This is a genomic window from Streptosporangium sp. NPDC023825 (assembly GCF_040639575.1).
Classification (GTDB): Bacteria; Actinomycetota; Actinomycetes; order Streptosporangiales; family Streptosporangiaceae; genus Streptosporangium.
This window is the reverse complement of record NZ_JBFAAE010000084.1, coordinates 1-24,368: the sequence shown is the minus strand read 5'-3', so window position 1 is coordinate 24,368 and position 24,368 is coordinate 1. Positions and strand designations below refer to the sequence as shown.

The window sequence follows — 24,368 nt, the reverse complement described above, 5'->3', positions numbered from 1 at the left end:
TTTCGTATTCTCTTTTTTTCCGAGGTGGCGGAGGTCCTGCCGTGGGCGAGAAACTGGTCGTGGTCGGTCAGGGGTACGTCGGCCTGCCCCTGGCGATGCGGGCCGTGGCGGCGGGGTTCGACGTGGTGGGCGTCGACGTCGACCGCCGGAGGGTGAAGCGGCTCGACGCCGCCGAGTCCTACGTCGAGGACGTCGGCGACGAGACGCTGGCCGCCGCCCACCGCACGGGCCGCTACCTGGCCGCCGCCGACTACGCCGCCGCCGAGGGGTTCGACGTCTGCGTGGTGACCGTGCCGACCCCGCTCCGCGAGGGCGTTCCCGACCTGCGCCACATCGGCGCGGCGGGGGAGTCGATCGCTCCCCTGCTGCGGCGGGGCGCCACGGTGGTGCTGGAGTCCACCACCTATCCGGGGACCACGGAGGAGTATCTGCTGCCCCTGCTGGAGGAGGGCTCCGGGCTGTGTGCGCCCCGGGACTTCCATCTCGGCTACAGCCCGGAGCGGATCGACCCGGGCAACGAGCGCTGGCGCCTGGAGAACACCCCCAAGGTGGTCTCCGGTGTCGACGGGGCGTCCCTGGAGCGGATCCGGGCGTTCTACTCGCGGATCGTGGGTGAGGTCGTGCCGGTCTCCTCGCCGCGGGTGGCCGAACTGTGCAAGCTGCTGGAGAACACCTTCAGGCACGTCAACATCGCCCTGGTGAACGAGTTGTCGATCTTCGCGCAGCAGCTCGGCATCGACGTCTGGGAGGCCATCGACGCCGCCTCCACCAAGCCGTTCGGCTACATGCGCTTCACCCCGGGGCCCGGCGTCGGCGGGCACTGCCTGCCGATCGACCCGTCGTACCTGTCGTGGAAGGTCAAGCGCAGCCTGGGGCACAACTTCCAGTTCGTGGAGCTGGCCAACGACATCAACGCCCACATGCCGGACCACGTCGTGCACCGGGTCGGTCTCGCGCTGAACCGGGTGCGCAAGCCGGTCAACGGCAGCCGGGTGCTCGCGCTCGGCCTCGCGTACAAGAAGAACGCCGGAGACTGCCGCGAGTCACCCGCGATCGACGTGGTCAGGGGCCTTCGCAAGCTGGGCGCGGACGTGCGGGCCGCCGACCCGCACGTGGACTGCTTCCTGCTGCCGCAGGGCGTCGAGATCGTCGCGTTCTCGGAACGGGAACTGGCGGCGGCGGACGCGGTGGTGGTCCTCACCGACCACGACTGCTTCGACTACGGGCTCGTCCAGAGGGCGAGCGCCCTCGTCTTCGACACCAGGAACCGCTGCCGGGGACCCAACGTCGAGAGACTCTGACCTCAGACTCTGACCTCGCGCCGCGGGCGGCCGGCCGGTTCCGCCGGCAGGACCCGCGCCGTGCGGCCGCGATCCCGGGAGGCGGGCGGCCGGACGGTCGCGGGGGGCGCCAGGACCTCGTGACGCGGGCGGGCGGACGGTCGCGCGGGGCGTCAGGACCTCATGACGCGGGCGATCAGTTCCTCGACCTGGCCGTTGAGCCTGGCGCCCCGGGGCCATCCGGCGTAGTGGGTGAGGAAGACGACGACCTCGCGGAGCTCGTCGGGGGTGAGGTCGCCGGTCCGCAGCGCCGCGTCGAGCTGGACGTCGACGTCCTCGCCCATGCCCTGGCCGACGAGCAGGCCGACCAGCAGCATGCGCCGGTCGCGGTTCGAGATCCCCTCCCTGGACCACACCTCGGCGAACAGGTTCTCGGCAGTCGCCCCGAAGAGGCCGCCGGGCCCGTTCTCGCCGTGCTCCCAGCCGTAGACCTGTTTCATCGAACACCTCCGTGTGGAGCCCCCCGGCAGCCGTTCCCTGGCGGGGACGGCCAGTGGAGTCCCTACCCCGCCTGCCCCGCCCCTTCCGGCGCCAAGGAAAGATCTTTTTTCCCCAAAGTTCTCTCATGTAGATATATGTCGTACCAGAGATCATCCGGCATTACACGCGCGGACCCCGATCGGCGGTGGCGGGGCGGAAGGGGAGGCGGAAAGGGGAGAAGCCGCGATAATCGGGCTATGCGGTTCGACATCCTCGGTCCCACCCGGATCCGGCTCGACGGCGGGCGCGTGGTCTCCGTGGGCGGGCAGGGGATGCGCGCGCTGCTCGTGATGCTCCTCCTCGACGCGGGGAGGGTGGTGACCACCGAGCGGCTGATCGGCGGCCTGTACGGCGACGATCCGCCCGCGAGCGCCGCCAACGCCCTGCAGTCCCAGGTCTCGCGGCTGCGCAGGACGCTCGGCGTCCAGGAGATGGTCGAGTTCCACCCGGCGGGGTACCGGCTCGCGGCCGGTGCCGACGCCGTCGACGCCCACCGCTTCGAACGGCTCGCCGCCGAGGGCCGCCGGGCCCTGGCCTCCGGCGAGCACGGCAGGGCCGTCGGCCTGCTGGGCGAGGCCCTCTCCCTGTGGCGCGGGCCCGCCCTCGCCGACGTGGCGGAGTCGCCGTTCGCCCAGGCGCCCTCGGCCAGGCTGGAGAGGCTCAGGCTCGACTGCGCGGAGGACCGCGTCCAGGCGGAGCTGGAGCTCGGCCGCCACCGCGAGCTCGTCGCCGAGCTGCAGGAACTGACCGCGGCCCACCCCTTCAGGGAGCGGCTGTACGGGCAGCTGATGCGTGCCCTGTACAACGCGGGCAGGCAGGCCGAGGCCCTGGAGGTGTACGAGAGGGCCAGGCGGATCCTCGGTGAGGAGTTCGGCGTGGACCCGTCGGCGGAACTGGCCGCCGTGCACCTGGCGGTGCTCAGGGCCGACCCCGCCCTGACCGGCGCCTGCGGCGACGTCGTGGACGGCGCCGCGGCCGGCGTCGCGGCCGGTGGTGCCGCGCCCGTCCGATCGGGTCTGCGGGCCCCGCTGACCAGTTTCGTCGGCCGGGAGGACGAGATGTCCAGGCTCCGCGCGCTGCTCGGCGAGGCGAGACTGGTCACCCTGGTCGGTCCCGGCGGCGCGGGCAAGACCCGGCTGGCCGGTGAGGTCGCCGCGGGGGAGCGGGGCGACGTGTGCTTCGTGGAACTGGCCCCCGTCCTCGGCGAGGGGGAGGCGGCCCAGGCCGTCCTCGGCGCGCTGGGCGTCCGCGACGCCGGCCTGTTCCCCGGCTCCGCCCGCCCGATGCCCGCTCCCCTGGCCAGGCTGGTCGCGGTGCTGGCCGACCGTCCCCTGCTGCTCGTCCTGGACAACTGCGAGCACCTGGTCGCGGAGGTCGCCGAGCTCGCCGACCGCCTGCTCGCCGCCTGCCCGGGGCTGCGCGTCCTGGTCACCAGCAGGGAGGCGCTCGGCATCACCGGGGAGGTGATCCACCCGGTCGCGCCGCTGCCGGTGCCGAGGACGGGCACCGCCGCGGGAGAGGCCCTGACCTACCCGGCCGTGCGGCTCCTCGCCGACAGGGCGGCGGCCGTGCTCCCCGGCTTCCGCGTCGACGACGCCAATGTCGAGCAGGTGCTGGGCATCTGCCGGGCTTTGGACGGGCTGCCGCTCGCGCTGGAGCTGGCCGCGGCGCGCCTGCGTTCCCTGCCGGTGGCAGAGGTGGCCTCCCGGCTGGACGACCGGTTCCGGCTGCTGTCGCGCGGCAGCCGCACCGCGCTGCCCCGGCACCAGACGCTGCGCGCCGTGGTCGCCTGGAGCTGGGACCTGCTCGACGACGACGAGCGGTCGCTGGCCGGGCGGCTCACCGTCTTCGTGGGCGGCGCGACGCTGGAGGCCGCCGGGCGGGTGTGCGGGCTGCGCGAGGACGAGGCCGTCGACCTGCTGAGTTCCCTCGCGGAGAAGTCGCTCGTCGAGCGGGTGGGCGGGCGCTACCGGATGCTGGAGACCATCCGCGCGTACTGCGCGGAGCGGCTGGCCGAGACCGGCGAGACCGAGGCGCGCCGCGAGGCGCACGCCGCGTACTACGCGGACCTGGCGGCCACGGCGGACTCCCACCTGCGCGACGCCGGGCAGCTGGAGTGGCTGCGGAGGCTGGACGAGGAGCACGACGACCTGCACGCCGCGCTGCGCTGGGCCGTCGACACCGGCAGGACCGGGCTGGGGCTGCGCCTGCTCGCCGGGCTCGCCATGTACTGGTGGCTGCGGGGCCGCCGCTCGGAGGGTGCGGCCCTCGCCGCCGACCTGCTCGTCGCGATCGGGCCGGTCCCCGCCGAGGGCGCGACCGGACCCGCCCCGGCCGGGGGAGCGGCCGGGGCCGCACCTGCGGAGCGCGCGATCGGGCTCGCGCCGCTCGGGGATGTGAGGGGATCCGCTCCGGCGGGGAGCGCGACGGCGGCAGTCCCGGTCGAGGGGATGGAGGAGGAGTACGCCCTGTGCGCGCTCGTGGCCTCCTCCGGCGAGACACGGTCGCCCAGGCATTTCGCCCTTCTGGAGACGATCGTCCAGATCATCCCGCCGATCGACCTGCCGTACCGGTGGCCGTTCCTGGGCATGCTGTGGCCGATGTTCACCGGCCCGCCCGACTTCCTGCCGGAAGAGCCGAAGGTCTTCGCCATCGCCGACCCGTGGCTGCGGGCGCTGTCCCACTTCGGCTACGGCTACTTCTACCGGTACGGCGGCGACGCCGAAAGCGCCGAGCGCTCCTTCGGGGAGGCGCTGGAGCTGTTCCGGTCCATCGGGGAGCGCTGGGGGAGCGCGCTCACGCTGGCCGAGCTCTCCGGGCTCGCCGACCTGCGGCAGGACAGGGACGCGTCGCGCGCGCTGGGCGGGGAGGCGCTTCGCCTGGCGGAGGAGCTCGGGTCGGACGAGGACATCGCGGAGCTCGTCTGCCGCGGGGCCGCGGGGACCGTACGCGACGGCGACCTCGCGACCGCCCACGCCGAGTATCTCCGCGCGATCGACCACGCCCGCCGGGCGAGCGCCCCCGACGTGATGGCCAAGGTCCACCACGGTCTCGCCGAGATCGCCAGGCTTCGCGGGAACCTGGACGAGGCGCTCGACCTCTGCCTCAGAGCCCTGGAGCTGTGCACGCAGGAGTGGTACAGCACCGAGGAGGTCCGGTTGCGCATCATCGTCGAGCTGGGCCGGATCACCGCGTCGGGCGGAGACGGCGCCGCGGCGAGGGCCTGGTACCGCCGGGCACTGGAACCGGCGCTGCAGCGTTACCCCCTGCTGGCGGGCTCGGCGGTCGAGGGACTGGCGGAGGTCGCGTTGCTGGAGGGCGACGCCAAGGGAGCGGCCCGGCTGCTGGGCGCGGCCGCGGCCCTCGGCGGCACCGCCGCGGCGGACCCCGGTGCCGGTGTCACCGCGGCCGTCCGCGCCCGGATGGGCGACGCCGCGTACGAGGAGGAGTGGCGCGCGGGAACCCGGACGCCGCGGAGCGGGATGCTCGCGATGCTCGCCCCGTGACCCCGCACGCCCTCGGTGCGAGGGTGTCGGCGGGAGGTGCGGCGGGCGTCAGCGGGAGGTGCGCGGGCCGTCAGCGCCGCCGGTCACGATGACGGACATGAACGATCACTCTCCGGCCACGGGTCGCCGCAGATGGGCGACCCTCGCCGTCGCCTGCCTGGCGGCGCTGCTCCTGTCCGTCGACGTCACCGTCCTGCATCTCGCCCTTCCCCAGCTGGTCGCGGACCTGCGGCCCTCGTCGACCCAGATCCTGTGGATCGGCGACGCGTACGGCTTCGCGCTCGCCGGGTTGCTGATCACGATGGGCAACGTCGGCGACCGGATCGGCCGCAGGCGGCTGCTCCTCATCGGCGCCGCGGCCTTCGGCGTGGCCTCGGCGGTGACCGCCTACGCCCCCACTCCCGAGCTGCTCATCGCCGCCCGCGTCCTGCTCGGGGTGGCGGGTGCCACGATCATGCCCTCGACGCTGTCGATCATCCGCAACGTCTTCACCGACCCGAAGGAACGGACCACGGCGGTCGGCCTGTGGAGCGGGATGGGCGCGGCCGGGTTCGCCCTGGGGCCGGTCGTCGGCGGCCTGCTGCTCGACCACTTCTGGTGGGGCTCGGTCTTCCTGATCAACCTGCCGGTGATGCTGCTCATCCTGCTCGCCGGCCTCGTCGTGCTCCCGGAGTCGCGTAACCCCGCCGCGGGGCGGGTGGACCTCGTGAGCGTGCCGCTGTCCATCGTCGGAGTGATCGGCGTGATCTACGCCGTGAAGGAGGCTGCTGTGCACGGTCTCACCGGCGCCGGCGTCCTGGTGCCGGGGGCCGTCGGGATCGCCGCCCTGGCGCTGTTCGCCCGGCGGCAGACGCGGCTCGCCGAGCCGCTGATCGACATCCGCCTCTTCCGGCGCCGGGCCTTCACCGCCTCGGTCGGCGCCAACCTCGTCGCCATCTTCGGCATGTCCGCGCTGTCGCTGATCTTCGCCTGGTACTTCCAGCTCGTGCTGGGCTGGTCGCCCCTGCGGGCCGGTCTCGCGGGACTGCCCGGGGGCATGTCGGCGGCGGTCGGCGGCGTCCTGGCGGCGGGGCTGATCACCCGCTGGGGCAGGGCCAGGGTGGTGGCGCTCGGCCTGGCGATGACCGCCGCGGGCTTCGCCTGCTACAGCCAGACCGCTCTCGACACCCCCTACCTCTACTTCCTCGCCCCCATGATCGTCTGCGGGGTGGGCATCGGGCTGACGTTCGCCGTCACCAACGACACCGTGCTCGCGAGCGTGCCCAGGGAGCGGGCCGGCGCCGCGGCGGCGATCTCCGAGACCTCCTTCGAGCTGGGCGGCGCGCTGGGCATCGCCGTCCTGGGCAGCGTCCTCACCGGCGTCTACCGGGGCGAGCTCAGGCTTCCGGCGGGAGTACCCGGCGAGGTGGTGGGCCCCATCGGGGAGTCGCTGCCCACCGCCCTGGAGGCGGCCGCGGCACTGCCCGCCCGGCTGGGCGGGGCCGTCGCCGAGGCCGCCAGGCTGGCCTTCGTCACCGGTGTCCACGTGACCGCGATCACCGCCGCGGTGACGATCGCCGTCCTCGCGGCGGTCTCGCTCGTCAGCCTGCGCGGCGTCCCCGACGTGATCCCCGAGGAGCTTCTTCCCGAGCCGCATCGGTGACTCGTGCGAACGCCGTGCGGATGTGCGGGCGTGGACGCGTCGGTGGGGACGCCCCGTGCCGGGGCGTCCGCCCTCGACGGCGGCGACACCGTGTCCTGGCCGCCGGCCGTTCGGCGAAGCCTCGTCGCGGGGGCGCCCGGTTTGCTGAGAGCGCTCTCATATGCATGTCGCGCCCGCTGGTGCGGGCGCGGCGATGCGCCTGGTAGAAGCGGTTCACGAGTGATGAAACGCCCGTGGATCGTGTGCGGGGCCGAGAGAGCGCTCTCGCAAGGGTATTGACTCGGCTGTGTCACAGCGTCAGGATCTGCGCAGTGCGGACTTGGGGGATTCGCCACGCCCATCGCAGTGCCTGAAGAACGGATCCTCGATGATCAGACCCTTCGCCCGATCGGGCGCCCGCCGGAGCGGACTCGCGGTGCTGGCGAGTCTCGCCGTCCTGTCAGCGGGTGCCACCGGGATTCCGAGCGCGGGAGCCGAGTCCGCGACGGGCGGCCGGCAGCCGGTGATCGGCAAGCCCGCCCTGGACTGGCGCGGCTGCGCCCGTATCGAGAAGAAACTCCCTGCCCTCTCCGAGTGGCCCAAGGTCGAAAGCAGGATCGGGCGGAACCGGTCCGACGAGAAGCGGGTGGCGAAGATCCTCGCGGGCATGACGCTCGCCGAGAAGGTCGGCCAGATGACCCAGCCGGAGATCGCCGCGATCACCCCCGACGAGGTCGGGCAGTACTTCATCGGCTCGGTGCTCAACGGCGGCGGCTCCTGGCCGGGCCGGGACAAGCACGCCACGCAGAAGGCCTGGCTCGACCTCGCCGACGCGTACTGGAACGCCTCCGTCTCCACCCGCGCGAAGATCCCCGTCATCTGGGGCATCGACGCCGTCCACGGCAACAACAACGTCTACGGCACCACGGTCTTCCCGCACAACATCGGGCTGGGCGCCGCCCAGGACCCGTGCCTCGTGCGCGACATCGGGGCGGCGACCGCCCGGCAGATGCGTGCCACCGGCCAGGACTGGGCGTTCGCGCCCAGCGTCTCCGTTCCCCGGGACGACCGGTGGGGCCGCACGTACGAGGGTTTCTCCGAGGACCCCCGGATCACCCGGGCGTACGGGTACGAGGCCGTCAAGGGTCTGCAGGGCAAGCATCCGCGCGGCATCGGCCAGGACGGCGTCATCGCCACCGCCAAGCACTTCATCGGTGACGGCGGCACCCTCAAGGGCGTGGACCAGGGCGTCAACCCCGCGTCCGAGGCCGAGATGATCAACCTGCACGGCCAGGGCTACTACGGCGCCCTGGCGGCCGGGGCCCAGAGCGTGATGGTCTCGTTCAACAGCTGGACGAACGCCGAGCTCGGTATCGACGAGGGCAAGCTGCACGGCAGCAGGCGCGCCGTCGACGACATCCTCAAGCAGAAGATGGGCTTCGACGGCGTCGTCGTCTCCGACTGGAACGGCATCGGCCAGGTCGCCGGGTGCACCAACGCGAGCTGCCCCCAGGCGATCAACGCGGGTATCGACGTGGTGATGGTGCCCAACGACTGGAAGGCGTTCATCGCCAACACGATCGCCCAGGTCGAGAGCGGCGCGATCCCGGTGGCGCGCATCGACGACGCGGTGACGCGCATCCTGCGGGTGAAGCTGCGCGCCGGGGTGCTCGACGGTCCCAAGCCGTCCAGGCGCGCCTTCGCCGGGTCGGCCGAGGCGCTGGAGTCGAAGAGGCTCGCCAGGGAGGCCGTGCGCAGGTCGCAGGTCCTGCTCAAGAACAACGGCAGGGTGCTGCCGCTGGCCGCCGACTCCAAGGTCCTGGTGGTCGGCAAGAGCGCCGACAGCCTGCAGAACCAGACCGGCGGCTGGACGCTCACCTGGCAGGGCACCGGCAACGTCAACGCCGACTTCCCCAACGGCACGACGATCCTCGGCGGCCTGCGCGAGACGCTCGGCGAGGCCGACGTCACCTTCAGCGAGACCGGCGACGGCGTCGACCCCTCGGCGTACGACGCGGTCATCGCGGTGATCGGAGAGACGCCGTACGCCGAGGGCGTCGGCGACCTCGCGCGGCGCACGCTGGAGGCCGCCAAGATCTACCCCGCCGACCTCGCGGTGCTCGACAAGGTCACCGGCAAGGGCGCGCCCGTCGTCACCGTCTACGTCGGCGGCCGGCCGCTGTGGATGAACAAGGAGCTCAACCGCTCCGACGCCTTCGTCGCCGCGTGGCTGCCCGGCACCGAGGGCGGCGGCGTCGCCGACGTGCTCGTCCGGGGCAGGCACCGTGACGGCTTCACCGGCAGGCTGCCGTACTCGTGGCCGAAGAGCGCCTGCCAGTCGCCGCTGAACCCGGGCGCCGAGGGCTACGACCCGCTGTTCCCGCTCGGGTACGGCCTGCGCGACGGCCAGAGCGGGTCGGTCGGGACGCTCGACGAGACCGCGCCCCCGTTCGGCTGTGGCGAGCAGGGCGGTGGCGGCGAGGCGAGCGAGGAGCTGGAGATCTTCAACCGGACCGACATCGCGCCGTACAGGAGCTTCATCGGCTCCCCGGAGAACTGGGGCGGCACCGAGATCGGCGCCGACGGCCAGGCGGCGCACGCCGAGATCGGCGTGGTGCAGTCGGACGTCAACGTGCAGCAGGACGCCCTGAAGGCGACCTGGACCGGCACCGGTCCCGCCCAGCTCTACATGCAGGACCCGGCGGGCGGTACGGACCTGCGGGGCTACCTCAACGCGAAGGGGGCGCTGGTCTTCGACACGATCGTCCACCAGCCCCCGGCCGCCAGGACCGTGCTCAGCGTCCACTGCGTCTACCCGTGTTTCTCCGAGGTGGTGGCGACCTCCCTCTTCCAGGGACTTCCGGTCGGCACGAAGTCGACCGTCAAGATTCCCATCGCCTGTTTCGCCGCGGGCGGCCTCGATCTGGAAGTGGTCAACACTCCGTTCCTCGTCTACACCGAGGGGGCCTTCTCCGCCTCGTTCGCCAACGTCCGCTGGGTGCCGCAGGCGGCCGACGACCCAGACGCGAAGAAGTGCGAGGACCTGACCTAGGCGGAGGACCCGACCCGGGAAGAGGACCCGACCCGGGAAGAGGACCCGACCTGGGAATCCGAAGGTGACGTGGCCGGAGGGGCTCGCCCCCTCCGGCCACGTCGCGCGTCCGGAGAACTCCGGAACTCCCGGCGGGGGTTCCCCGGGAGACGCGGTGGGCGTCAGTCGGTGGGCAGGAGGGTCCCCAGCGGCCCGAGGTCGAGGTTGAGGTCGGACGGCGAGAGCCCGAAGCGTTCGCACAGCTCGGTCATGGCCTCCTCGAGGCGCATCAGAGTCACGCCCAGCGCCTCCACCTGCTCGTCCGACAGGTCCCCCTGGTCCATCCTGCGCACGCACTGGCGTTCCACCAGCTGCCGTATGAGCTCGACGAGGGTGAGCACGAGGCGGGTCAGGTCCCGTTCGACGGCCTCCGGGTCGGTGTTCACCCGCCACCGGACGGCCCGCGCCGGTCCTCGCGCGTTCCCTGCCGTGCCCGCGGGCGCGGTCCGCGTGACCTTGAACCTTCTCGCGGCGGGGCGCGGCCGCTCCCGGGGGACCCGAGGGTCCTCCGCGCCGCGGAGGTCCTCCGCAAGGGGGGCACCGGGAAGGCGGTTCACCGCGGGCCCCCTTCCTCGGAGGACCCGAGGAGGGTGACCGCGCCGGGCGGCCGGGCGGACGGGATCGGGTCGGAGGCCCGTACGGAGGTGATCAGGGCGCGCAGGGAGATGCGGACGAGGTCGATGTCGGCGATGGACAGCACGAGGTCCCCGCTCACGACCACCCCGCCGGCCAGCAGGCGGTCGAGCAGGTCCACGAGTGCCACGCGCTCGGGGGGAATGCGCCCCTGGGCGGCGAGCTCGGCGCCTCGCGGGTGGTGGTCACGGGTCATCGGACGTCTCCGCGCGGGTCGGGCCGAGGTCCATCGAGGTGAAGGAGTACGGTGCCCAGGGGCCGGTGAGCTCCATCTCGATCCCCTGGCTCCGCAGCGAGTCGACGGCCGCGGTGAACTCCTCGCGGCGGTCGTCGGCGACGAGGTAGGCGCCGTTGAGCAGCATCATCTCCTCGCGGCCGGACAGTTGCGGGTCCTGCGGCCGGTGGCGGTGGCCGGCGACCGAGACGGACACCAGGGCGGCGTGGATGTCCTCGGCACGCCGCGCCGCCTGGCGCCAGGCGGCCTCCCTGCCGCGCAGGCTCGCCCGGCGGCGCTCCAGGTAGGCCCTTCCCGGGCTGCCGGTCTCCGCGGGCGCCTCCTCGGCACGAGGGGCGTTCGTGCCCGGTTCGGCGTACGCCTTCACCCCCCACTCCCTGCACCCGGTGACCTGGGCGAGCACCTCGGTGAAGTCGTCGTGCCTGCGCCGGAGCAGGTCGTGGACCTGGTCCTCGGTGCTGTAGACCGTCACCAGCCGGACCGGGGCCGTGGGGGCCCCCTCCGCCACGGCCTCCACGACGCGGTTGTGGGCGCGGGCCGTCCCCCCGACCCAGTCCAGGTCCTCCAGGGAACGCCGCAGCGGCTCCTCGCCGAACTCCCCCAGGGGCACCGGGCTCACGTACGCGACCAGGCCCTCGTGCGTGATCGCGCGCACCGGCGCTCCGGCCACGCCCACCACGTGCTCCGGGAGGGCGCGGCCCACGTCCCGGGCGATCGCGTAGAGATACGTGCCCGCCTCAGGCATCGCGCTCCTCCCTCGGCCTTACGGCCCTTCTCGGCTCCCGGGCGTCGTCGGGCGGACGGGTGCCCTCGCCCCTGCCGAGGGAACGGCGCCGGGTGACCTGACCGTCCTCCACGGTGGCCAGCCGCTCGCGCAGGACGCGGTTCTCCTCGACCAGGTCGCGGTCGCGGGAGGTGAGCCACGGATCGTGTTCCCACCAGTCGATCCCCAGCTCCCGCGCCGTGTCGACCGAGGCGATGAGCAGGCGCAGCTTGATGGTGAGCAGTTCGATGTCCAGCAGGTTCACCCGGATGTCGCCCACGATCACCACACCCCTGTCGAGCACCCGCTCCAGGATGTCGGCGAGGTTGCCGGACGACTCCCGCCCGCCGGGCGTCCCCCCGCCGTAGGACCGGGGGAAGCCGCCGCCGGGGCGTGTCACGTCGGCCACGTCAGCCCGCCTCGCCGCTGTCCGCCCGGCCGCGCCTGTAACGCCTCGCCCTGCGGTACGCCAACAGGTCGCCGGCGGGGTCCATCTCGACCTGGTAGAGCGACAGCATGTCGCCCGACGAGGGGACGTGACGGTCCTCGACGACCTCGACCTCGACCAGCCAGCCGTCCTCGGTCCGTCGCACCAGCGTCACCCCCTCCGTGTCCTTCGCGGTCAGGCCGACGATGTGCCGCAGCCCGGCCGCTCCGGCGGTCGCCGCCGACAGGGCGGGGGAACGCCGCCGCGTCTCCTTCGCGGGCTCGTCCTCGTCCTCGTCTTCGTCTTCGTCGAGGTCCTCCTCGTCCAGGTCCTCCTCGTACGGTTCCTCGTCCTCGAAGGCCTCGTCACCGGCGGTCCTGTAGGAATCGTCGGTGGAGCGTTCCTCACGGGTTCTGCGCCTGACAGGCACGCGATCACTCCCCTCGTCGTCTCCGTGCCGGTGCGGTCGTACCGGCTAATCGATCATCTCCGTGAGAATCCGCTCCGCCGCCGCGGCCTCCTCCTCCTCGGAGATCTCGCCACTGGCCCTGGCCTCCGCCAGTTCCTCCAGACGGCGCCTGACCGCCGCGGGACTCCGGAGTTCCTGCTCGGCCTGCTCCTGAAGCAGCTCCGCGAGCCGGATCAGCCCGCGCAACGGCGCGAGCGGCAGCCCGAGGATCAGTCCCAGCGGTTCCACGATCGATCACCTTCCCTCACGTCCTGACGAAGTCGTACGCCGCCAGCGGACCGAGCAGGCGCAGCTCGACGCGGCCGGCCCACCGGGTCCGGAACTCGTCCAGGGCCTCCTCGATCTCCGGCCGCCGGTCGGTGTCCGCGAGCAGGGCCACGTGGGCGGCGTCCTGCTCGTGGGTGGGCTCGCGCACGACGATGGAGACGCAGAGCGGGTCGAAGGTGTCGACCAGCGCGCCGGTGTCGGCCTCGCGCTTGGCCGCGATCGACGTGTTGACCAGCTCTCCGATCCGCATCCTCGCGTCCCACGTCGCCTCCTCGGGCTGTCCGCGGATCTCGTCGCGCAGCCGCGCGATCTCCGGGTTCTCGTCGAGCACCTCCCGCAGGACGGCCTGCTCGACGTAGCGCCCCTTCACGACGTACTCCACGCGTCCCTCCAGCTCGTTCAGCGTGGCGAGGAACTCGTCGTGGTGGGGGGCGAGCAGTTCGTCGACGACCGCCCGGGCGTCCGTCACCACCGCCCCGAAACGCAGGGGGAGCACGGGCACCTCCGCGGCGGTGGCGTCCAGCAGCCGCTGGTGGGCCACGAGGTCGTCCGGCCTGCCGAGGGGGCGGTCGGTGGAGATGTCGCTCACCAGGGCGGCGATCTCTTCGTGGCGCACCAGCTCGACCGCGCTGGGCGGGTCTCCCACCCCCCGGGTGCCCGGGGTCAGCTCGACGTCGGAGGGAATGATCCCGTACACGTACGTGCCGGTCACGCGCCCGGGGGCGCCGGGTCCTCCGGACCTGGCCGTGGCGGCCCGATCACCGCGACCGGTGTCGTGCCGTCCGGCCGTCCTGGGGGCCTCGGTCCTGGACCTGCCGGTCCGGACCGTTCCGCGCTTCTCACTGGAACCGCGCATCTCACTCCTCCCTGCGCCGCTTGCGGCGGGGCGCCGGCTCGCGCTCCTCGTCGGCCTCCGCGAACTCGTCCTCGCCGGACTCGCCGGACTCGCCGCTCGTCAGGCCGCGGATCTTCTCCTCCGCCGTGTCCAGCAGTCCCCGCGTCGCGCCCTTGACCTTTTTCCTGCTGCCGTTCTCCGTCATGCCCTCCACCAGCTCCGGCAGCCCCTTCTGGTTGCCGGTCTGGGTGAGGTCGAGGCGGTTGACGGCCTCGGCGAAGCGCAGGTAGGTGTCGACGCTGGCCACCACGACGCGTGCGTCGATCGTCAGCAGTTCGATCCCGACCAGGGAGACCCTGACGTAGGCGTCGATCACGAGTCCCTTGTCGAGGATCGTGTCGATGACGTCGGCCAGGCCCGATGAGGACCCGTGGCCGCTCGCCCCGCCGCCCGAGGGCTGAACGATGGTCATGGCGTTTCCTCCCTGGTCTTCCCGGTCATGTGCGACTTGCCGCCTTACGGCGGACGGGGCGCTTGGGCGCCTCCTTCGCGTTCTTGGGACCTACGGCGCTGCGGCGCTGTGAGGGGCGCCTGGGCGGCTCTTCCTCCTCGGGTTCCTCGTCCTCTTCCTCGTCGGCCGCGCGTTCCCCTTCGGGCTCCTCGTCCTCTGTCTCGTCCTCTTCCTCTTCCTCTGGCTCGTCTTCGTCCTCGCCCTCGTCGGCCGCGCGTTCCGCTTCGGGCTCCTCCTCTTCTTCCTCCTCCTCGAATTCGTCCTCCTCGGGCTCCTCGTCCTCGGGCTCCTCGTCCTCGGGCTCCTCGTCCTCGGCCTCGCCGTTCTCGGGGCGCCCGGTCTCCTCCTCGGAGTCCTTCTCGGCCTTCTCCCTTTCCTCCTCCTCGCGGAGTGCCGTCTCCTGGTCCTTGACGACCTCGCTGTCGCGGATCTCGCCGCGCCATCCCTCCAGCTCGTCGGGATGCAGGAGCACCCGGCTCATGACGTGCCGCCGGAAGTGCTTGAGCTCGAGGCGCGCGCGCCTGCCCTGGGCGCGCCACAGGTTGCCGGTGCGCTCGAAGAGGCCCTGCGGGTAGTACTCCAGGACGAGCAGGATCCGGGTGAGCTCGGGAGCGACCTCGTGGAAGGTCACGGCGCCGTCGACGTGGCCCTTCTGCCCCTTCGACCGCCAGATGATCCGCTTGTCCGGCAGCTGTTCGAGGATCGTCGACTCCCAGATCCGGCGGGACCAGAAGACCTTCGCCGTCCACTCCAGTTTCTCGTCGGACTTCTGCTCGACGCCCTCGACCTTCTTCATGAAGCTCGAGAAGTCGCCGAACTGGGTCCACTGGTCGTAGACGACACGTAGAGGGGCGCCGACGTCGATCGTCTCGATGATGTTGGTCATCTTCAGCTTCCCGCTCTGACCGCCCTTGCCGCCTCCGGTGAGCTTCTTGGCCAGGCCGCCGATCGCCATCTTGCCCAGCCCCTTCACCATGCCTCCGGCGATCGCTGCCTTGGGGTGTTTGGAGCCGGTCAACGCGCTGATCAGACTGGACCCGCCGCTTCCGGCATAGTCGGTCAGCCGGCCGGTCACACCTTCGACCTTTCCGCTCACCGACGACAGAGCCCGCTCCCCGAGGGCTCCCATGAGGTTGTGGAATTCCTGGCTGAGCCGGTTGGTGGGCGGCTCGTCGCCGCCCTCACGGTCGGGACGCTTTTTTGAGGTCTCGGCCATCAAGGTCACCCCCGTGCCCTGGCGGGCGTCGGCTTGCTGCGGGAAGAGGCCGATCCGCTCCGGGAGGGAGGCCGGCGCTTGGCCTTGGGCCGTGGCTTCTCTTCTTCGTCCTCTTCTTCGTCCGCTTCATCCTCCTCGTCGCCGGAGTCCCGAGGTGCCTTCCGGGCGGGCTTGGCCGCTCCACGGCGCCCGGAGGGGGCGGGTCGCCTGCGGACGGGCGGGGCTTCCTCCTCTTCCTCTTCTTCGTCCTCGTCCTGTTCTTCTTCGTCCTGCTCCTCCTCGTCGGTCTCCGGCTCCTCCTCGTCCTCCTCGTGCCGCCGGGCCTTCCTGCGGGACAGGATGCCCTTTATGCGCCCGCGGCGTCCCTTGGGCTCCTCGCCCTCCTCGCCCTCCTCGGGCTCCTCTCCCAGGTCCTCCAGGTCCTCCAGCGGGTTGCGCAGGGACTCCGCCCGGTCGTGAAGCCTGGTGCTCAGCGAGTCGATCTGCCTGCTCACCGCGGCCTTGGCGGCGGCCTTGCTCGCGTCCACGAGATCGCCCCGGATACTTTCGGTGATCTTCGCCAGTTCAGGGGAGGAGCTGAGCACCTTCAGCCCCTGCTGGAGAAGGTCGCCCTGGCCGGAGCTCAACCGGCCGGTCGCTCCGGCGGCGGCCAGTGCCATCGCCAGTCGTAGCTTCTGGCGCCGCCCCAGGAGGTAGCCGCCGGCTACGGCGAGGGCTATTCGTACTTCATTGTTCACGATCATCACTCCTTGTCGACTGTCTTGTCGTGCGCTCCACCCCCCTGAGGGTTTTCACCGGCACATCGCTGAGGAAGGCGGCATTGATGATTTTTAATGCCCTTTCTTTTAAAGGCATAAAATCATTATATTTCGTAAGCTATATATCTCCTTACCCTGAAAAATCTGAATAAGGGTATATATGGGTAAAAAGGTAACAAAAGGGGCATTGCTCTGGTCGGAGGTGTTCCGCGAGCTCTTTCGCGTCCTCCGTCGGAGTGGGCGCGCCCGTGTGGGGTGGATGGGGTGTGCCCGCCCGAACTCGGCGGCCCGATCACCGGGGACCCGCCACTCTCACGGGGGTCGGTGATCGCCGGCGGCCGTGACCTTGACCGGTGGCGACGGCTCACGATCGACTTTTGAGACTTTGTTGCGGAACATGATCTGTCGTTATTGTTAATGCCGCCCCGAATGGGTACGCGCGCCATTCGTCGATTCATGTCGTGGCGGGAAGGGTCCTCCGCGCCGTGCCGCCGGGAGGTCCCGCCGACCCTCACCGGTCCCGGCTCCGGGCCTTCTCCGCCCCGCCCCGGCCCTTGGCCATCTTCCTTCCGGCCCCGGCTTCGGCTCCCTTTCTCCTCACCCCGGCCGCGGCCGGAGTCAGGCCTCTTTCCGCCCCGCCCCGCCCCGGCCGGGACGGGGACGGCCGGAGTCCGGTCCGGGGCCGCGCGCGGGAACACCGCGGGGGCACCGCGGGGGCACCGCGGGGGCACCGCGGGGGCATGGCCGACGGGCTCCGCACCGGTTCCCGCCCGCTCGCGACACGGTCCGGCGCGCGGTGCGGTCCGGAAGTCGTCCGGCCCGGAGAGAAGGCGGAGAGAAGGCGGAGAGAAGGGGGAGAGAAGGCGGAGAGAAAGCCCGCCCGGCCTCTGTCCCGAGGCGAAGGCTGAGGGTTCAATGATGTCGGGAATCCAACAACGGCACTCTGTAACAAGCGAAGCCGGGTTCCCGGAAAGATTTGGTCAATTTTTCGCAGATTGAGGGAGTCGAGAGAGGAGAGAGTCGCCTGAAAAACGGGCACAACCACCTCGTTAACCCGTAAAGCGGAGGTATAGCCCTGATGAAAAGATCAAGGGCCGGGTTCGCCGTGGTGGCTGTGGCGGTCGTCTCCGTCATGGTCGGCGGGCTCACGGGATGCGCACGTGCCGAGTTCACCTACGTCCGCCACGACGACGGGCAGACGTACTTCAAGGTTCCGGCGACCTGGCGGAAGGTCGACCAGGCGGCGCTGGACAAGGCGACCATCGGGGCCGATCCGGAATCGGCCACCGCGCGGCTGCGCAAGCAGCTCGTCTGGTCGGCCGCCTACGACGCCCACGCCGAGCCGTCCGCCGACCACCTTCTCGGCTACGGCACCGGAGACGAGCCCTTCGTCTTCGCCCGGATCGCCAAGCTCCTTCCCGAGGAGCAGGACTCGTTGTCCCTGAACACCATGCGCAACTCCGTCCTGCCCGTCACCGAGACGGCGCGCAAGGAGTACGCGCAGATCCCCGGTTATCCGTTGCGGGACTTCGAGCTGCTCGCCGACGAGGTGCTCCAGCCGGGAGACGGCCTGCGCGGGGTGCACGTGCGGTTCAACTACGCGATCCAGGGGGCCGGGACCGAGACCTTCGACCTCACCTCCTACCTGGCCCAGGACGGCAAGCAGGTCTCCACCCTGCTGATCCGCTGCTCGGCCGCCTGCTACCGGAAGCGCGCCGGGGAGTTCGAGAAGATCGCGCAATCTTTCAAGGTCAAGCGGCTCGCCGGGTGAGGAGAAGCCCGTCCATGAAGTCACCTCCACCGCCTCCCAACTTCGAAGGACTCCGGGCTCCCGGTTCAGGGCCGACGGATCCGCATCCCGACAAGCGCAAGAAGATGCCGTTCTGGGACCGGATCAAATTCCTGCTCATTCTTACGATCATCTATTTCATTCTGGTGTGGAGTGAGATGGCCTCGTACGAGGGCATCATCACGTTCCGGGATGCGATGATCAACACCGCGATCGCGGCGCCGTGGATCTTCTGGCTCCTGGGAGCCGAGTTCCTGCGGCAACTCCACTTCTTCGTCAGCGAGCGGTCCGCCGGATACAACCGGTTCTGGACGCGAAGCGTTTTCGGCGGCTTCGAGCGCTGGACCCACCGCCGCTTCTCCGACTGGAACCGCTTCAGGATGGCGCGCGCCATCAAGTGGGCGTTCTGGATCACGGTGCTCGCCCTCATCCTCGGCGAGGTGCTCGACACCTCCCCGGCGCTCGCGCTGTTCCAGGCGCCCGCGCTGATCTGGCAGGCGCTGCCGTACGTGGCGCAGCTCGCCTTCGCGTTCTTCTTCATCGCCTTCCAGTTCATCGGCCTGTTCTGGCTGCTGTCGCGGGGCGGCGTGGAGACGTACTTCCCCGACGACATCAAGACCCGCTTCACCGACGTCTGGGGCCAGGACCACGTCGTCGAGCGGGTCAAGGAGAACATCGTCTTCCTGGAGAGGCCGGACGCGATCGAGGAGCGCGGCGGCTACGTGCCCAGCGGCCTGCTGCTGTGGGGCCCGCCGGGCACAGGCAAGACCCTGATGGCCGAGGCCGTGGCCGGGGAGACCGGCAAGCCGTACGTGTTCGTCGACCCCGGCGCGTTCGTCAACATGTTCATGGGCATCGGCATCCTGAAGGTGAAGTCGCTGTTCAGGAAGCTGCGCAAGCTCTCGCTGCGGTACGGCGGCGTGATCGTCTTCTTCGACGAGGCCGACTCCCTCGGCAAGCGCGGCTCGCTGGCGCAGCAGGGGCCCAGGGGCGGTCCCGGGTTCTCTCCGCACACCACCGGATGCCACGGCTTCGGCTACCTCAGCGAGGACACCCGCTGGCTGCTGACCCGCCAGGGCGCGGCCGAACCGAAGGAACCCGACACCGGACGCAGCCGCTTCATGATGGGCGGCATGGGCGGGGGCGGCGGCGACCCGGGCACGCTGCAGGCGCTGCTCACCGAGCTGTCCGGCCTGAAGAAGCCGAGGGGCATCGTCAACCGGCACGTGCGAAGGCTCTTCGGCATGCGGCCCAAGCCGCCGCCGAAGTACCGGATCCTGGTCATGATGGCCACCAACATGCCCAACTCGCTGGACGAGGCGCTGCTGCGGCCGGGCCGCATCGACCGCATCTACAAGGTGGGCTACCCGTCGAAGGCGGGCCGGGTCCGCACCTACCGCGGTTACTTCGACAAGGTGGACCACGAGCTGACCGACGCGCAGCTGGACAAGCTGGCGACGATCACGCCCTACGCCACCGGTGCCACGATCAAGGACCTGGTGAACGAGTCGCTGATCACCGCGATCCGCGACGGCCGGGAGACCATCACCTGGTCGGACGTGACCCGCGCCAAGCGGCTCAAGCAGCTCGGGCCGCCCGAGGACGTGGAGTACATCGAGCGCGAGCGGCACGCCGTGGCCGTGCACGAGGCCTGCCACGCCGTGGCGGCGTACCGCACCCGCTACCACCTCGAGATCGACATCGCCACGATCGAGAAGGGCGCCGACTACCTCGGCATGGTCGCGAGCATCAAGCCCGAGGACCAGTTCACCCGCTGGAAGTCCGAGCACGAGGCCGACATCATGGTCTCGCTCGCCTCCCTGGCGGGGGAGCGGATGTTCTTCGGCGAGGACAACTCCTCGGGTGTCTCGGGCGACCTGTTCTCCGCGACGTACCTCACCGCGCTGATGGAGGCGCACTGGGGCATGGGCCGGGGGGTGACCTCGGTGCCCGCCCTGCAGGAGCTGGAGATCATGGGCGGCAAGTCGATGCCCAAGCCCGGCGGCGGGGGGATCGGCTTCACCAAGGCGCCGGGCGGCAGCCAGCCGCTCGCACCCGACGTGCTGGGCGAGCGCATCGAGTTCAACCTGGTGGGCCTGCTCGAGCGGACCGGGGAACTGCTGCGCGAGCACCGGCGGGACGTCCTGTGCCTGGCGCACGCGCTGGAGGCGCACAAGACGCTCAACGGTGACGACGTGGTCGCGATCCTGGAACGCAGGCGGGGACCGTTGATCGACGGCTCCGTCTACGCCTCGGAGGACTTCTACGCCGAGATCGAGGAGTATCACCTGGAGGCGGCGCGGGCGCACCGCGAGCACAGCCACGTGGCGCGAGCCCTGCCCGTCCCGCCGGCGCTGCCCCGGCTCGAACCCGCCGCGGTCATCCACGGCGCGGTGCTCACGGGCAACGGTCACGGCTCCACGGTGTCGAGCACGATGCAGAACACGATGCCGGGCACGGCGTCGACCGCTGTGTCCCCGGCGTCCCCGGCGTCCTCGGCGGCCATGGCCGAACCCGACTTCGTGCCCTGGGGCGACGACGCCCCGGTGCGCCGCCCGGCGCCGCAACCGCCGCCCGCGCCGCCGCCCGCCGCCCCCGCGACGCGCGGCGGGAAACCGCGGACGGTGTTCGTGGTCGCGGCCAGCCTGGTCGCGCTGGCGGCCTTCACGGCACTGGGCACCTACGTGCTCAACGGCGGGACGGTCGCGCCGGGCCGGACGGGCTGGCCGGATTCCGGCACGCTCGTGGTGGTGTTCGCCGCCGTGCTGGCGGCGGTCGTGGGGACGGCGATCGTGGCGGCGGTCACCCGGGGGGCGCAGGCGGCCAGGGCCAGGGCCGAGGCCCAGCGGGACAGCGCCGTGGAACGGGCCCAGCTGCTCGCCGCGGCGATGGACCCCGAGATCGCCATGCGGATCCTCGGCTACAACGGCGACGACGAACGGCCCCCGCGTTGAGGTTTCCCGCGGGCGAGAGGCGCCGGGAAACGAGAGGGCGACGAACAGCGGATGACGGACGACGAGTGACGGACGGACGACGGTTGACGGAGCACGAGTGACGAACGGTTGACGGGTGACGGACGGATGACGAGCACAGCCCGCCGGGCCGGGGCCGCGGGCGGGCTGTGGCCGGAGGTTCCGGGGAGACCGTGAGGCTGGTCTCCCCGGAGGTCCGTCAGTCGAACTCGCCGTCCTTCACACCGCCGACGAAGGCGTCCCACTCGCTCCGGGTGAACGCCAGCGCCGGGCCGCCCGGATCCTTGGAGTCGCGGACGAGATACAGCTGGTCGGCGTCCGCCTTGTGCCTGGCGACCACAGGGTCACCGGGGACGACCGCCACCTCCACGCAGTTGCCTCCGTTGGTGCTGCGGTCGCTCTTGCGCCACTGGGCGCCGGACAGATCCATCGTGGACCCTCGCACTTTTTCTTCCTTCTACAGCTAGGGGGAGGAAAACCTTCTCGCCATCTGGGCGATGAAGGCTGCCGAGGCCTCCTGACTGAGAGCCATGGCGCAGAGGCTCTCGAACATGGAGGCGTATCGGCGGACTTGCTCGGGGTCGTCCGGCACGCTCCCGCTCGCGGCCTGCTCCAGGTAGAGCAGGTCGGGAGCCTCGGGTTCGGGGAAGCTGAGCAGGCAGAACTGGCCGTCCATCGCGGGATGGGCCCCCGCGGAGAACGGGACGACCCGTATCTCCACGTTGGGCAGTCCGCCGAGGTGGACGAGGTGCTCCAGCTGCTCCGACATGATGTCGCGTCCGCCGATCCGACGCCGGATCACCGCTTCGTCGAGCACGGCGACGAGGTGGATCGGGTCACCGGGTCCGTGCAGCAACCGCTGACGCGAGATGCGCACGGAGACCGTCTCCTCGACCTTGGAGGGGGTCTGCACTACTGAGGTCGCCTCGGTCACAGCGCGTGCGTACGGTTCGGTCTGCATCAGGCCGGGGACGACGAGCGGCTCGTACGAGCGCACGAGCGACGCCTCCGCCTCGAGCCCGATGTAGGAGTCGAAACCGGGTTTCAGGGTCTCACGGTGGGGGTGCCACCAGCCCCGCCTCCTGGCTTCGACGGCCATCTGGATCAGGGAGTCTCGAGCCTCCCCGGTCACGCCGTACACATCGGTGAGGGCCGACACGTCCGAGGGGCGAGGCCGGGACAGGCCCGTCTCGTACCTCCAGACGGTGGTGTCGGTGGAGCCGATCCGCTCGGCCACCTCCACCCGCGTCAGCCCGCTGTCCTTTCGCAGACGGCTCAGCTCAGCCATCAGACGGCGATGACGGGCCGTGGGGCTGCGTCGAGAAGCCACGCATCTACCTCCCTCCGTCCTTTGATAGCAAATCTGCGGAATCCCAACATGAGGTATTGCAGTCCTTGATAGAACAGTTCACCGTGAGTGAGTGTGCCATCTCACAGGGCGATGTGCATGGAATATGCGTGTCAGGGAGTGAGGTCAATCATGACGACCGGACGGCGGGCCGTCTCACCTCGATCAACGGTCACCCTCAAAGGGGTTCCGGAGTCGGTGTCGGTGGCGCGGAGCCGGGTCAGGGAGCTCCTCGGTGAGGGGCACCCCGCGTCCGACGACGTCGTCCTCCTGGTGAGCGAGGTGGTGACGAACTCGGTGCTCCACTCCGGTTCCGGAGGGGGCGGCGAGGTCGCGATGACGGTGGCGGTGGGATCGGCCGCGGTGCTGGTCGAGGTCTGCGACGCCGGATCCGGGGCGTCGGCGCCGCACGTGCGCAACGACCCGGAGGCGGAGGGCGGGCGGGGCATGTTCCTGGTGGATCTGCTCGCCGACAGCTGGGGCGTTCAGGACGGCGCCCCCGAGGGATCCAGGACGCTCTGGTTCGAGGTCGGTTTCTGAATCCGGCCTTGTTCCCGACCGGATTCTGTTCAGGCGCGAAGTCGCATTCCCGCCGCTCCCAAAATTTGGGCCTTTGCTAATCAACGCCGCTGTCTGACTCTCGGTGGAGGCGCGCGACAAAACCCTAGAGTGCGTGCCTGAGGAGGACGCAGGTGAGACGCCGTCTGATCGTGGTGTTCGCCGCCCTGGCGCTGTTGTGCCTCGGTGTGACCGGGGCGGGAGCCTCGGCCGAGCCACAACCGAACAGCCAGTACAAGGTCCAGGGGCCGAGCACCGCCCAGCAGCGAAGCGCGGTGGCCGCAACCGGCGCCGCGATCGACCAGGTCGACCCCGACTCGGTCGTGATCACCGCCAACGAGGACGAAGTCGCCGCGATCAAGAAGCTCGGCTACACCGTCACGAAGATCCCCAGGTCGTTATCCACGACCGGGCCGGAGCAGCGCTCCGACTTCCCGTCGGCGGACTCCGGCTACCACAACTACGCCGAGATGACCGCCGCGGTGAACCAGATCGTCGCCGACCACCCGACGATCGCCCGCAAGATCAGCTACGGCACCTCGTACGAGGGACGCGACCTGATCGCCGTCAAGATCAGCGACAACGTCGCCACGGACGAGAACGAACCCGAGGTGCTGTTCACCCACCACCAGCACGCCCGCGAGCACCTGACCGTCGAGATGGCGATCTACCTGCTCAACCTGTTCACCGACGGGTACGCCACCGACAGCCGCATCGCCAACCTGGTCAACGGCCGCGAGATCTGGATCATGCCGGACCTCAACCCCGACGGCGGCGAGTACGACATCGCCACGGGCTCCTACCGCTCCTGGCGCAAGAACCGCCAGCCCAACTCCGGCTCCTCGGCCGTGGGCACCGACATGAACCGCAACTGGGGCTACAACTGGGGCTGCTGCGGCGGCTCCTCCGGCTCCGCCTCCAGCGACACCTACCGGGGCTCGGCGGCCGAGTCGGCCCCCGAGGTCAGGGCGGTGGCCAACTGGGTGCGCAGCCGGGTCGTCGGCGGCGTGCAGCAGATCAAGGCGCACATCGACTGGCACACCTACAGCGAGCTGATCCTGTGGCCCTACGGCTACACCTTCAACGACACCGGCCCCGGCCTGACCCAGGACGACCGCGACGCCCACGCGGCCCTGGGCCAGAACATGGCCTCCACCAACAACTACACCCCCCAGCAGGCCAGCGACCTCTACATCACCGACGGCACGATCGACGACTGGCTGTGGGGCGTCTACAAGATCTTCAGCTACACCTTCGAGATGTACCCGGTCAGCTCCTCGCCCGGTTTCTACCCCCCTGACGAGCAGATCGTCCCGCAGACCACCCGCAACCGGGAGGCCACGCTGCGCTTCCTGGAATACGCCGACTGCGTCTACCGGATCATCGGCAAGGAGTCGCAGTACTGCGGCACCGGCACCCCGCCGGTGACCGTCTACTCCGACGAGTTCGAGACGGCGACCGGCTGGACGACCAACCCGTCCGGCACCGACACCGCCACCTCCGGCCTGTGGGAGCGCGGCGACCCCGAGGCCACCACCTCCAGCGGCGC

22 protein-coding genes are annotated in these 24,368 nt (G+C 70.8%); 8 read left to right on the top strand and 14 right to left on the bottom strand.

Going from position 1 to position 24,368, the window contains the following annotated elements; translation table 11 throughout:
* Positions 1–41 precede the first annotated feature (41 nt).
* Positions 42–1,301, top strand: coding sequence for a nucleotide sugar dehydrogenase (locus AB0G15_RS39770; protein ID WP_362850507.1), 1,260 nt, complete (start codon positions 42–44; stop codon positions 1,299–1,301).
* A 152-nt stretch (positions 1,302–1,453) separates the two neighbouring features.
* Here the strand turns inward: AB0G15_RS39770 and AB0G15_RS39765 are convergent, their stop codons facing one another.
* Positions 1,454–1,780: a carboxymuconolactone decarboxylase family protein gene (locus AB0G15_RS39765; RefSeq protein WP_362850505.1), complete on the bottom strand. Its 327-nt coding sequence runs from the start codon at positions 1,778–1,780 to the stop codon at positions 1,454–1,456.
* A 237-nt stretch (positions 1,781–2,017) separates the two neighbouring features.
* On the opposite strand from AB0G15_RS39765, the gene AB0G15_RS39760 reads away from it, so the two are divergent.
* The 3 genes from AB0G15_RS39760 to AB0G15_RS39750 all read left to right on the top strand — a co-directional run bounded on the left by AB0G15_RS39760 (position 2,018) and on the right by AB0G15_RS39750 (position 9,999).
* Positions 2,018–5,326, top strand: a complete 3,309-nt coding sequence (locus tag AB0G15_RS39760) for a BTAD domain-containing putative transcriptional regulator (protein WP_362850504.1) — start codon at positions 2,018–2,020, stop codon at positions 5,324–5,326.
* Positions 5,327–5,423: 97 nt separating this feature from the next.
* Complete coding sequence (locus AB0G15_RS39755; RefSeq protein ID WP_362850503.1) at positions 5,424–6,968, top strand: MFS transporter; 1,545 nt, start codon at positions 5,424–5,426, stop codon at positions 6,966–6,968.
* Between the two features lie 367 nt (positions 6,969–7,335).
* The gene (locus AB0G15_RS39750) at positions 7,336–9,999 is read left to right on the top strand and encodes an exo 1,3/1,4-beta-D-glucan glucohydrolase (RefSeq protein ID WP_362850501.1); all 2,664 of its coding nucleotides are present in this window, start codon (positions 7,336–7,338) and stop codon (positions 9,997–9,999) included.
* 161 nt (positions 10,000–10,160) lie between these two features.
* On the opposite strand, the gene AB0G15_RS39745 is transcribed toward AB0G15_RS39750, so the two are convergent.
* From AB0G15_RS39745 to AB0G15_RS39695, 11 genes are all read right to left on the bottom strand, one after another.
* The gene (locus AB0G15_RS39745) at positions 10,161–10,424 is read right to left on the bottom strand and encodes a gas vesicle protein K (protein ID WP_362850499.1); all 264 of its coding nucleotides are present in this window, start codon (positions 10,422–10,424) and stop codon (positions 10,161–10,163) included.
* A gap of 167 nt (positions 10,425–10,591) precedes the next feature.
* On the bottom strand, positions 10,592–10,867 hold the full coding sequence (locus tag AB0G15_RS39740; protein ID WP_362850498.1) for a gas vesicle protein: 276 nt from the start codon (positions 10,865–10,867) through the stop codon (positions 10,592–10,594).
* Positions 10,857–11,651 carry a GvpL/GvpF family gas vesicle protein gene (locus AB0G15_RS39735; RefSeq protein ID WP_362850496.1) on the bottom strand — a complete coding sequence of 265 codons (795 nt, stop codon included), beginning with the start codon at positions 11,649–11,651 and terminating at the stop codon, positions 10,857–10,859. Before AB0G15_RS39735 ends, AB0G15_RS39740 begins: the two co-directional genes overlap by 11 nt.
* Positions 11,644–11,985 carry a gas vesicle protein gene (locus tag AB0G15_RS39730; RefSeq protein WP_362693275.1) on the bottom strand — a complete coding sequence of 114 codons (342 nt, stop codon included), beginning with the start codon at positions 11,983–11,985 and terminating at the stop codon, positions 11,644–11,646. The genes AB0G15_RS39735 and AB0G15_RS39730 overlap by 8 nt, the downstream gene beginning before the upstream one ends.
* A gap of 94 nt (positions 11,986–12,079) precedes the next feature.
* Positions 12,080–12,526 carry a gas vesicle protein GvpO gene (gene gvpO / locus AB0G15_RS39725; protein ID WP_362850494.1) on the bottom strand — a complete coding sequence of 149 codons (447 nt, stop codon included), beginning with the start codon at positions 12,524–12,526 and terminating at the stop codon, positions 12,080–12,082.
* Positions 12,527–12,571: 45 nt separating this feature from the next.
* The gene (locus AB0G15_RS39720) at positions 12,572–12,793 is read right to left on the bottom strand and encodes a gas vesicle protein GvpG (protein WP_362850492.1); all 222 of its coding nucleotides are present in this window, start codon (positions 12,791–12,793) and stop codon (positions 12,572–12,574) included.
* A gap of 16 nt (positions 12,794–12,809) precedes the next feature.
* Entirely contained in the window at positions 12,810–13,688 is an 879-nt protein-coding gene (locus AB0G15_RS39715; RefSeq protein WP_362850490.1) for a GvpL/GvpF family gas vesicle protein, read from the bottom strand.
* A gap of 1 nt (position 13,689) precedes the next feature.
* Positions 13,690–14,139, bottom strand: coding sequence for a gas vesicle protein GvpJ (gene gvpJ, locus AB0G15_RS39710; protein ID WP_362850488.1), 450 nt, complete (start codon positions 14,137–14,139; stop codon positions 13,690–13,692).
* A 25-nt stretch (positions 14,140–14,164) separates the two neighbouring features.
* Positions 14,165–15,394 (bottom strand): SRPBCC family protein, encoded by a 1,230-nt coding sequence (locus AB0G15_RS39705; RefSeq protein ID WP_362850486.1) that lies wholly within the window; start codon positions 15,392–15,394, stop codon positions 14,165–14,167.
* A gap of 5 nt (positions 15,395–15,399) precedes the next feature.
* Positions 15,400–16,131, bottom strand: a complete 732-nt coding sequence (locus AB0G15_RS39700; RefSeq protein ID WP_362850485.1) for a hypothetical protein — start codon at positions 16,129–16,131, stop codon at positions 15,400–15,402.
* Entirely contained in the window at positions 16,121–16,249 is a 129-nt protein-coding gene (locus AB0G15_RS39695; protein WP_362850483.1) for a hypothetical protein, read from the bottom strand. Before AB0G15_RS39695 ends, AB0G15_RS39700 begins: the two co-directional genes overlap by 11 nt.
* Before the next feature lie 981 nt (positions 16,250–17,230).
* On the opposite strand from AB0G15_RS39695, the gene AB0G15_RS39690 reads away from it, so the two are divergent.
* Both AB0G15_RS39690 and AB0G15_RS39685 read left to right on the top strand, forming a co-directional pair.
* Positions 17,231–17,923 (top strand): hypothetical protein, encoded by a 693-nt coding sequence (locus tag AB0G15_RS39690; RefSeq protein ID WP_362850482.1) that lies wholly within the window; start codon positions 17,231–17,233, stop codon positions 17,921–17,923.
* A gap of 14 nt (positions 17,924–17,937) precedes the next feature.
* A complete protein-coding gene (locus tag AB0G15_RS39685; RefSeq protein ID WP_362850480.1) occupies positions 17,938–20,895 on the top strand; it encodes an AAA family ATPase in 2,958 nt (985 codons plus the stop codon).
* A gap of 217 nt (positions 20,896–21,112) precedes the next feature.
* Here the strand turns inward: AB0G15_RS39685 and AB0G15_RS39680 are convergent, their stop codons facing one another.
* Positions 21,113–21,343 (bottom strand): DUF397 domain-containing protein, encoded by a 231-nt coding sequence (locus AB0G15_RS39680; protein ID WP_362850524.1) that lies wholly within the window; start codon positions 21,341–21,343, stop codon positions 21,113–21,115.
* A gap of 33 nt (positions 21,344–21,376) precedes the next feature.
* A complete protein-coding gene (locus AB0G15_RS39675) occupies positions 21,377–22,201 on the bottom strand; it encodes a helix-turn-helix transcriptional regulator (protein WP_362850479.1) in 825 nt (274 codons plus the stop codon).
* A 192-nt stretch (positions 22,202–22,393) separates the two neighbouring features.
* Between AB0G15_RS39675 and AB0G15_RS39670 the strand changes: the two genes are divergently transcribed.
* Positions 22,394–22,801: an ATP-binding protein gene (locus AB0G15_RS39670; protein ID WP_362850478.1), complete on the top strand. Its 408-nt coding sequence runs from the start codon at positions 22,394–22,396 to the stop codon at positions 22,799–22,801.
* Between the two features lie 152 nt (positions 22,802–22,953).
* Positions 22,954–24,368, top strand: a 1,415-nt coding sequence (locus tag AB0G15_RS39665) for a M14 family metallopeptidase (RefSeq protein WP_362850476.1), incomplete at its 3' end; no start/stop codon positions are given.

Excerpts from the sequence above, each read along its gene's own strand:
- AB0G15_RS39765 (WP_362850505.1), bottom strand. The coding sequence starts at position 1,780 with ATGAAACAGGTCTACGGCTGGGAGCACGGCGAGAACGGGCCCGGCGGC.
- AB0G15_RS39760 (WP_362850504.1), top strand. The coding sequence starts at position 2,018 with ATGCGGTTCGACATCCTCGGTCCCACCCGGATCCGGCTCGACGGCGGG.
- AB0G15_RS39755 (WP_362850503.1), top strand. The coding sequence starts at position 5,424 with ATGAACGATCACTCTCCGGCCACGGGTCGCCGCAGATGGGCGACCCTC.
- AB0G15_RS39750 (WP_362850501.1), top strand. The coding sequence starts at position 7,336 with ATGATCAGACCCTTCGCCCGATCGGGCGCCCGCCGGAGCGGACTCGCG.
- AB0G15_RS39740 (WP_362850498.1), bottom strand. The coding sequence starts at position 10,867 with ATGACCCGTGACCACCACCCGCGAGGCGCCGAGCTCGCCGCCCAGGGG.
- AB0G15_RS39735 (WP_362850496.1), bottom strand. The coding sequence starts at position 11,651 with ATGCCTGAGGCGGGCACGTATCTCTACGCGATCGCCCGGGACGTGGGC.
- AB0G15_RS39715 (WP_362850490.1), bottom strand. The coding sequence starts at position 13,688 with ATGCGCGGTTCCAGTGAGAAGCGCGGAACGGTCCGGACCGGCAGGTCC.
- gvpJ (WP_362850488.1), bottom strand. The coding sequence starts at position 14,139 with ATGACCATCGTTCAGCCCTCGGGCGGCGGGGCGAGCGGCCACGGGTCC.
- AB0G15_RS39705 (WP_362850486.1), bottom strand. The coding sequence starts at position 15,394 with ATGGCCGAGACCTCAAAAAAGCGTCCCGACCGTGAGGGCGGCGACGAG.
- AB0G15_RS39695 (WP_362850483.1), bottom strand. The coding sequence starts at position 16,249 with ATGCCTTTAAAAGAAAGGGCATTAAAAATCATCAATGCCGCCTTCCTC.
- AB0G15_RS39690 (WP_362850482.1), top strand. The coding sequence starts at position 17,231 with ATGAAAAGATCAAGGGCCGGGTTCGCCGTGGTGGCTGTGGCGGTCGTC.
- AB0G15_RS39685 (WP_362850480.1), top strand. The coding sequence starts at position 17,938 with ATGAAGTCACCTCCACCGCCTCCCAACTTCGAAGGACTCCGGGCTCCC.
- AB0G15_RS39680 (WP_362850524.1), bottom strand. The coding sequence starts at position 21,343 with ATGGATCTGTCCGGCGCCCAGTGGCGCAAGAGCGACCGCAGCACCAAC.
- AB0G15_RS39675 (WP_362850479.1), bottom strand. The coding sequence starts at position 22,201 with ATGGCTGAGCTGAGCCGTCTGCGAAAGGACAGCGGGCTGACGCGGGTG.
- AB0G15_RS39670 (WP_362850478.1), top strand. The coding sequence starts at position 22,394 with ATGACGACCGGACGGCGGGCCGTCTCACCTCGATCAACGGTCACCCTC.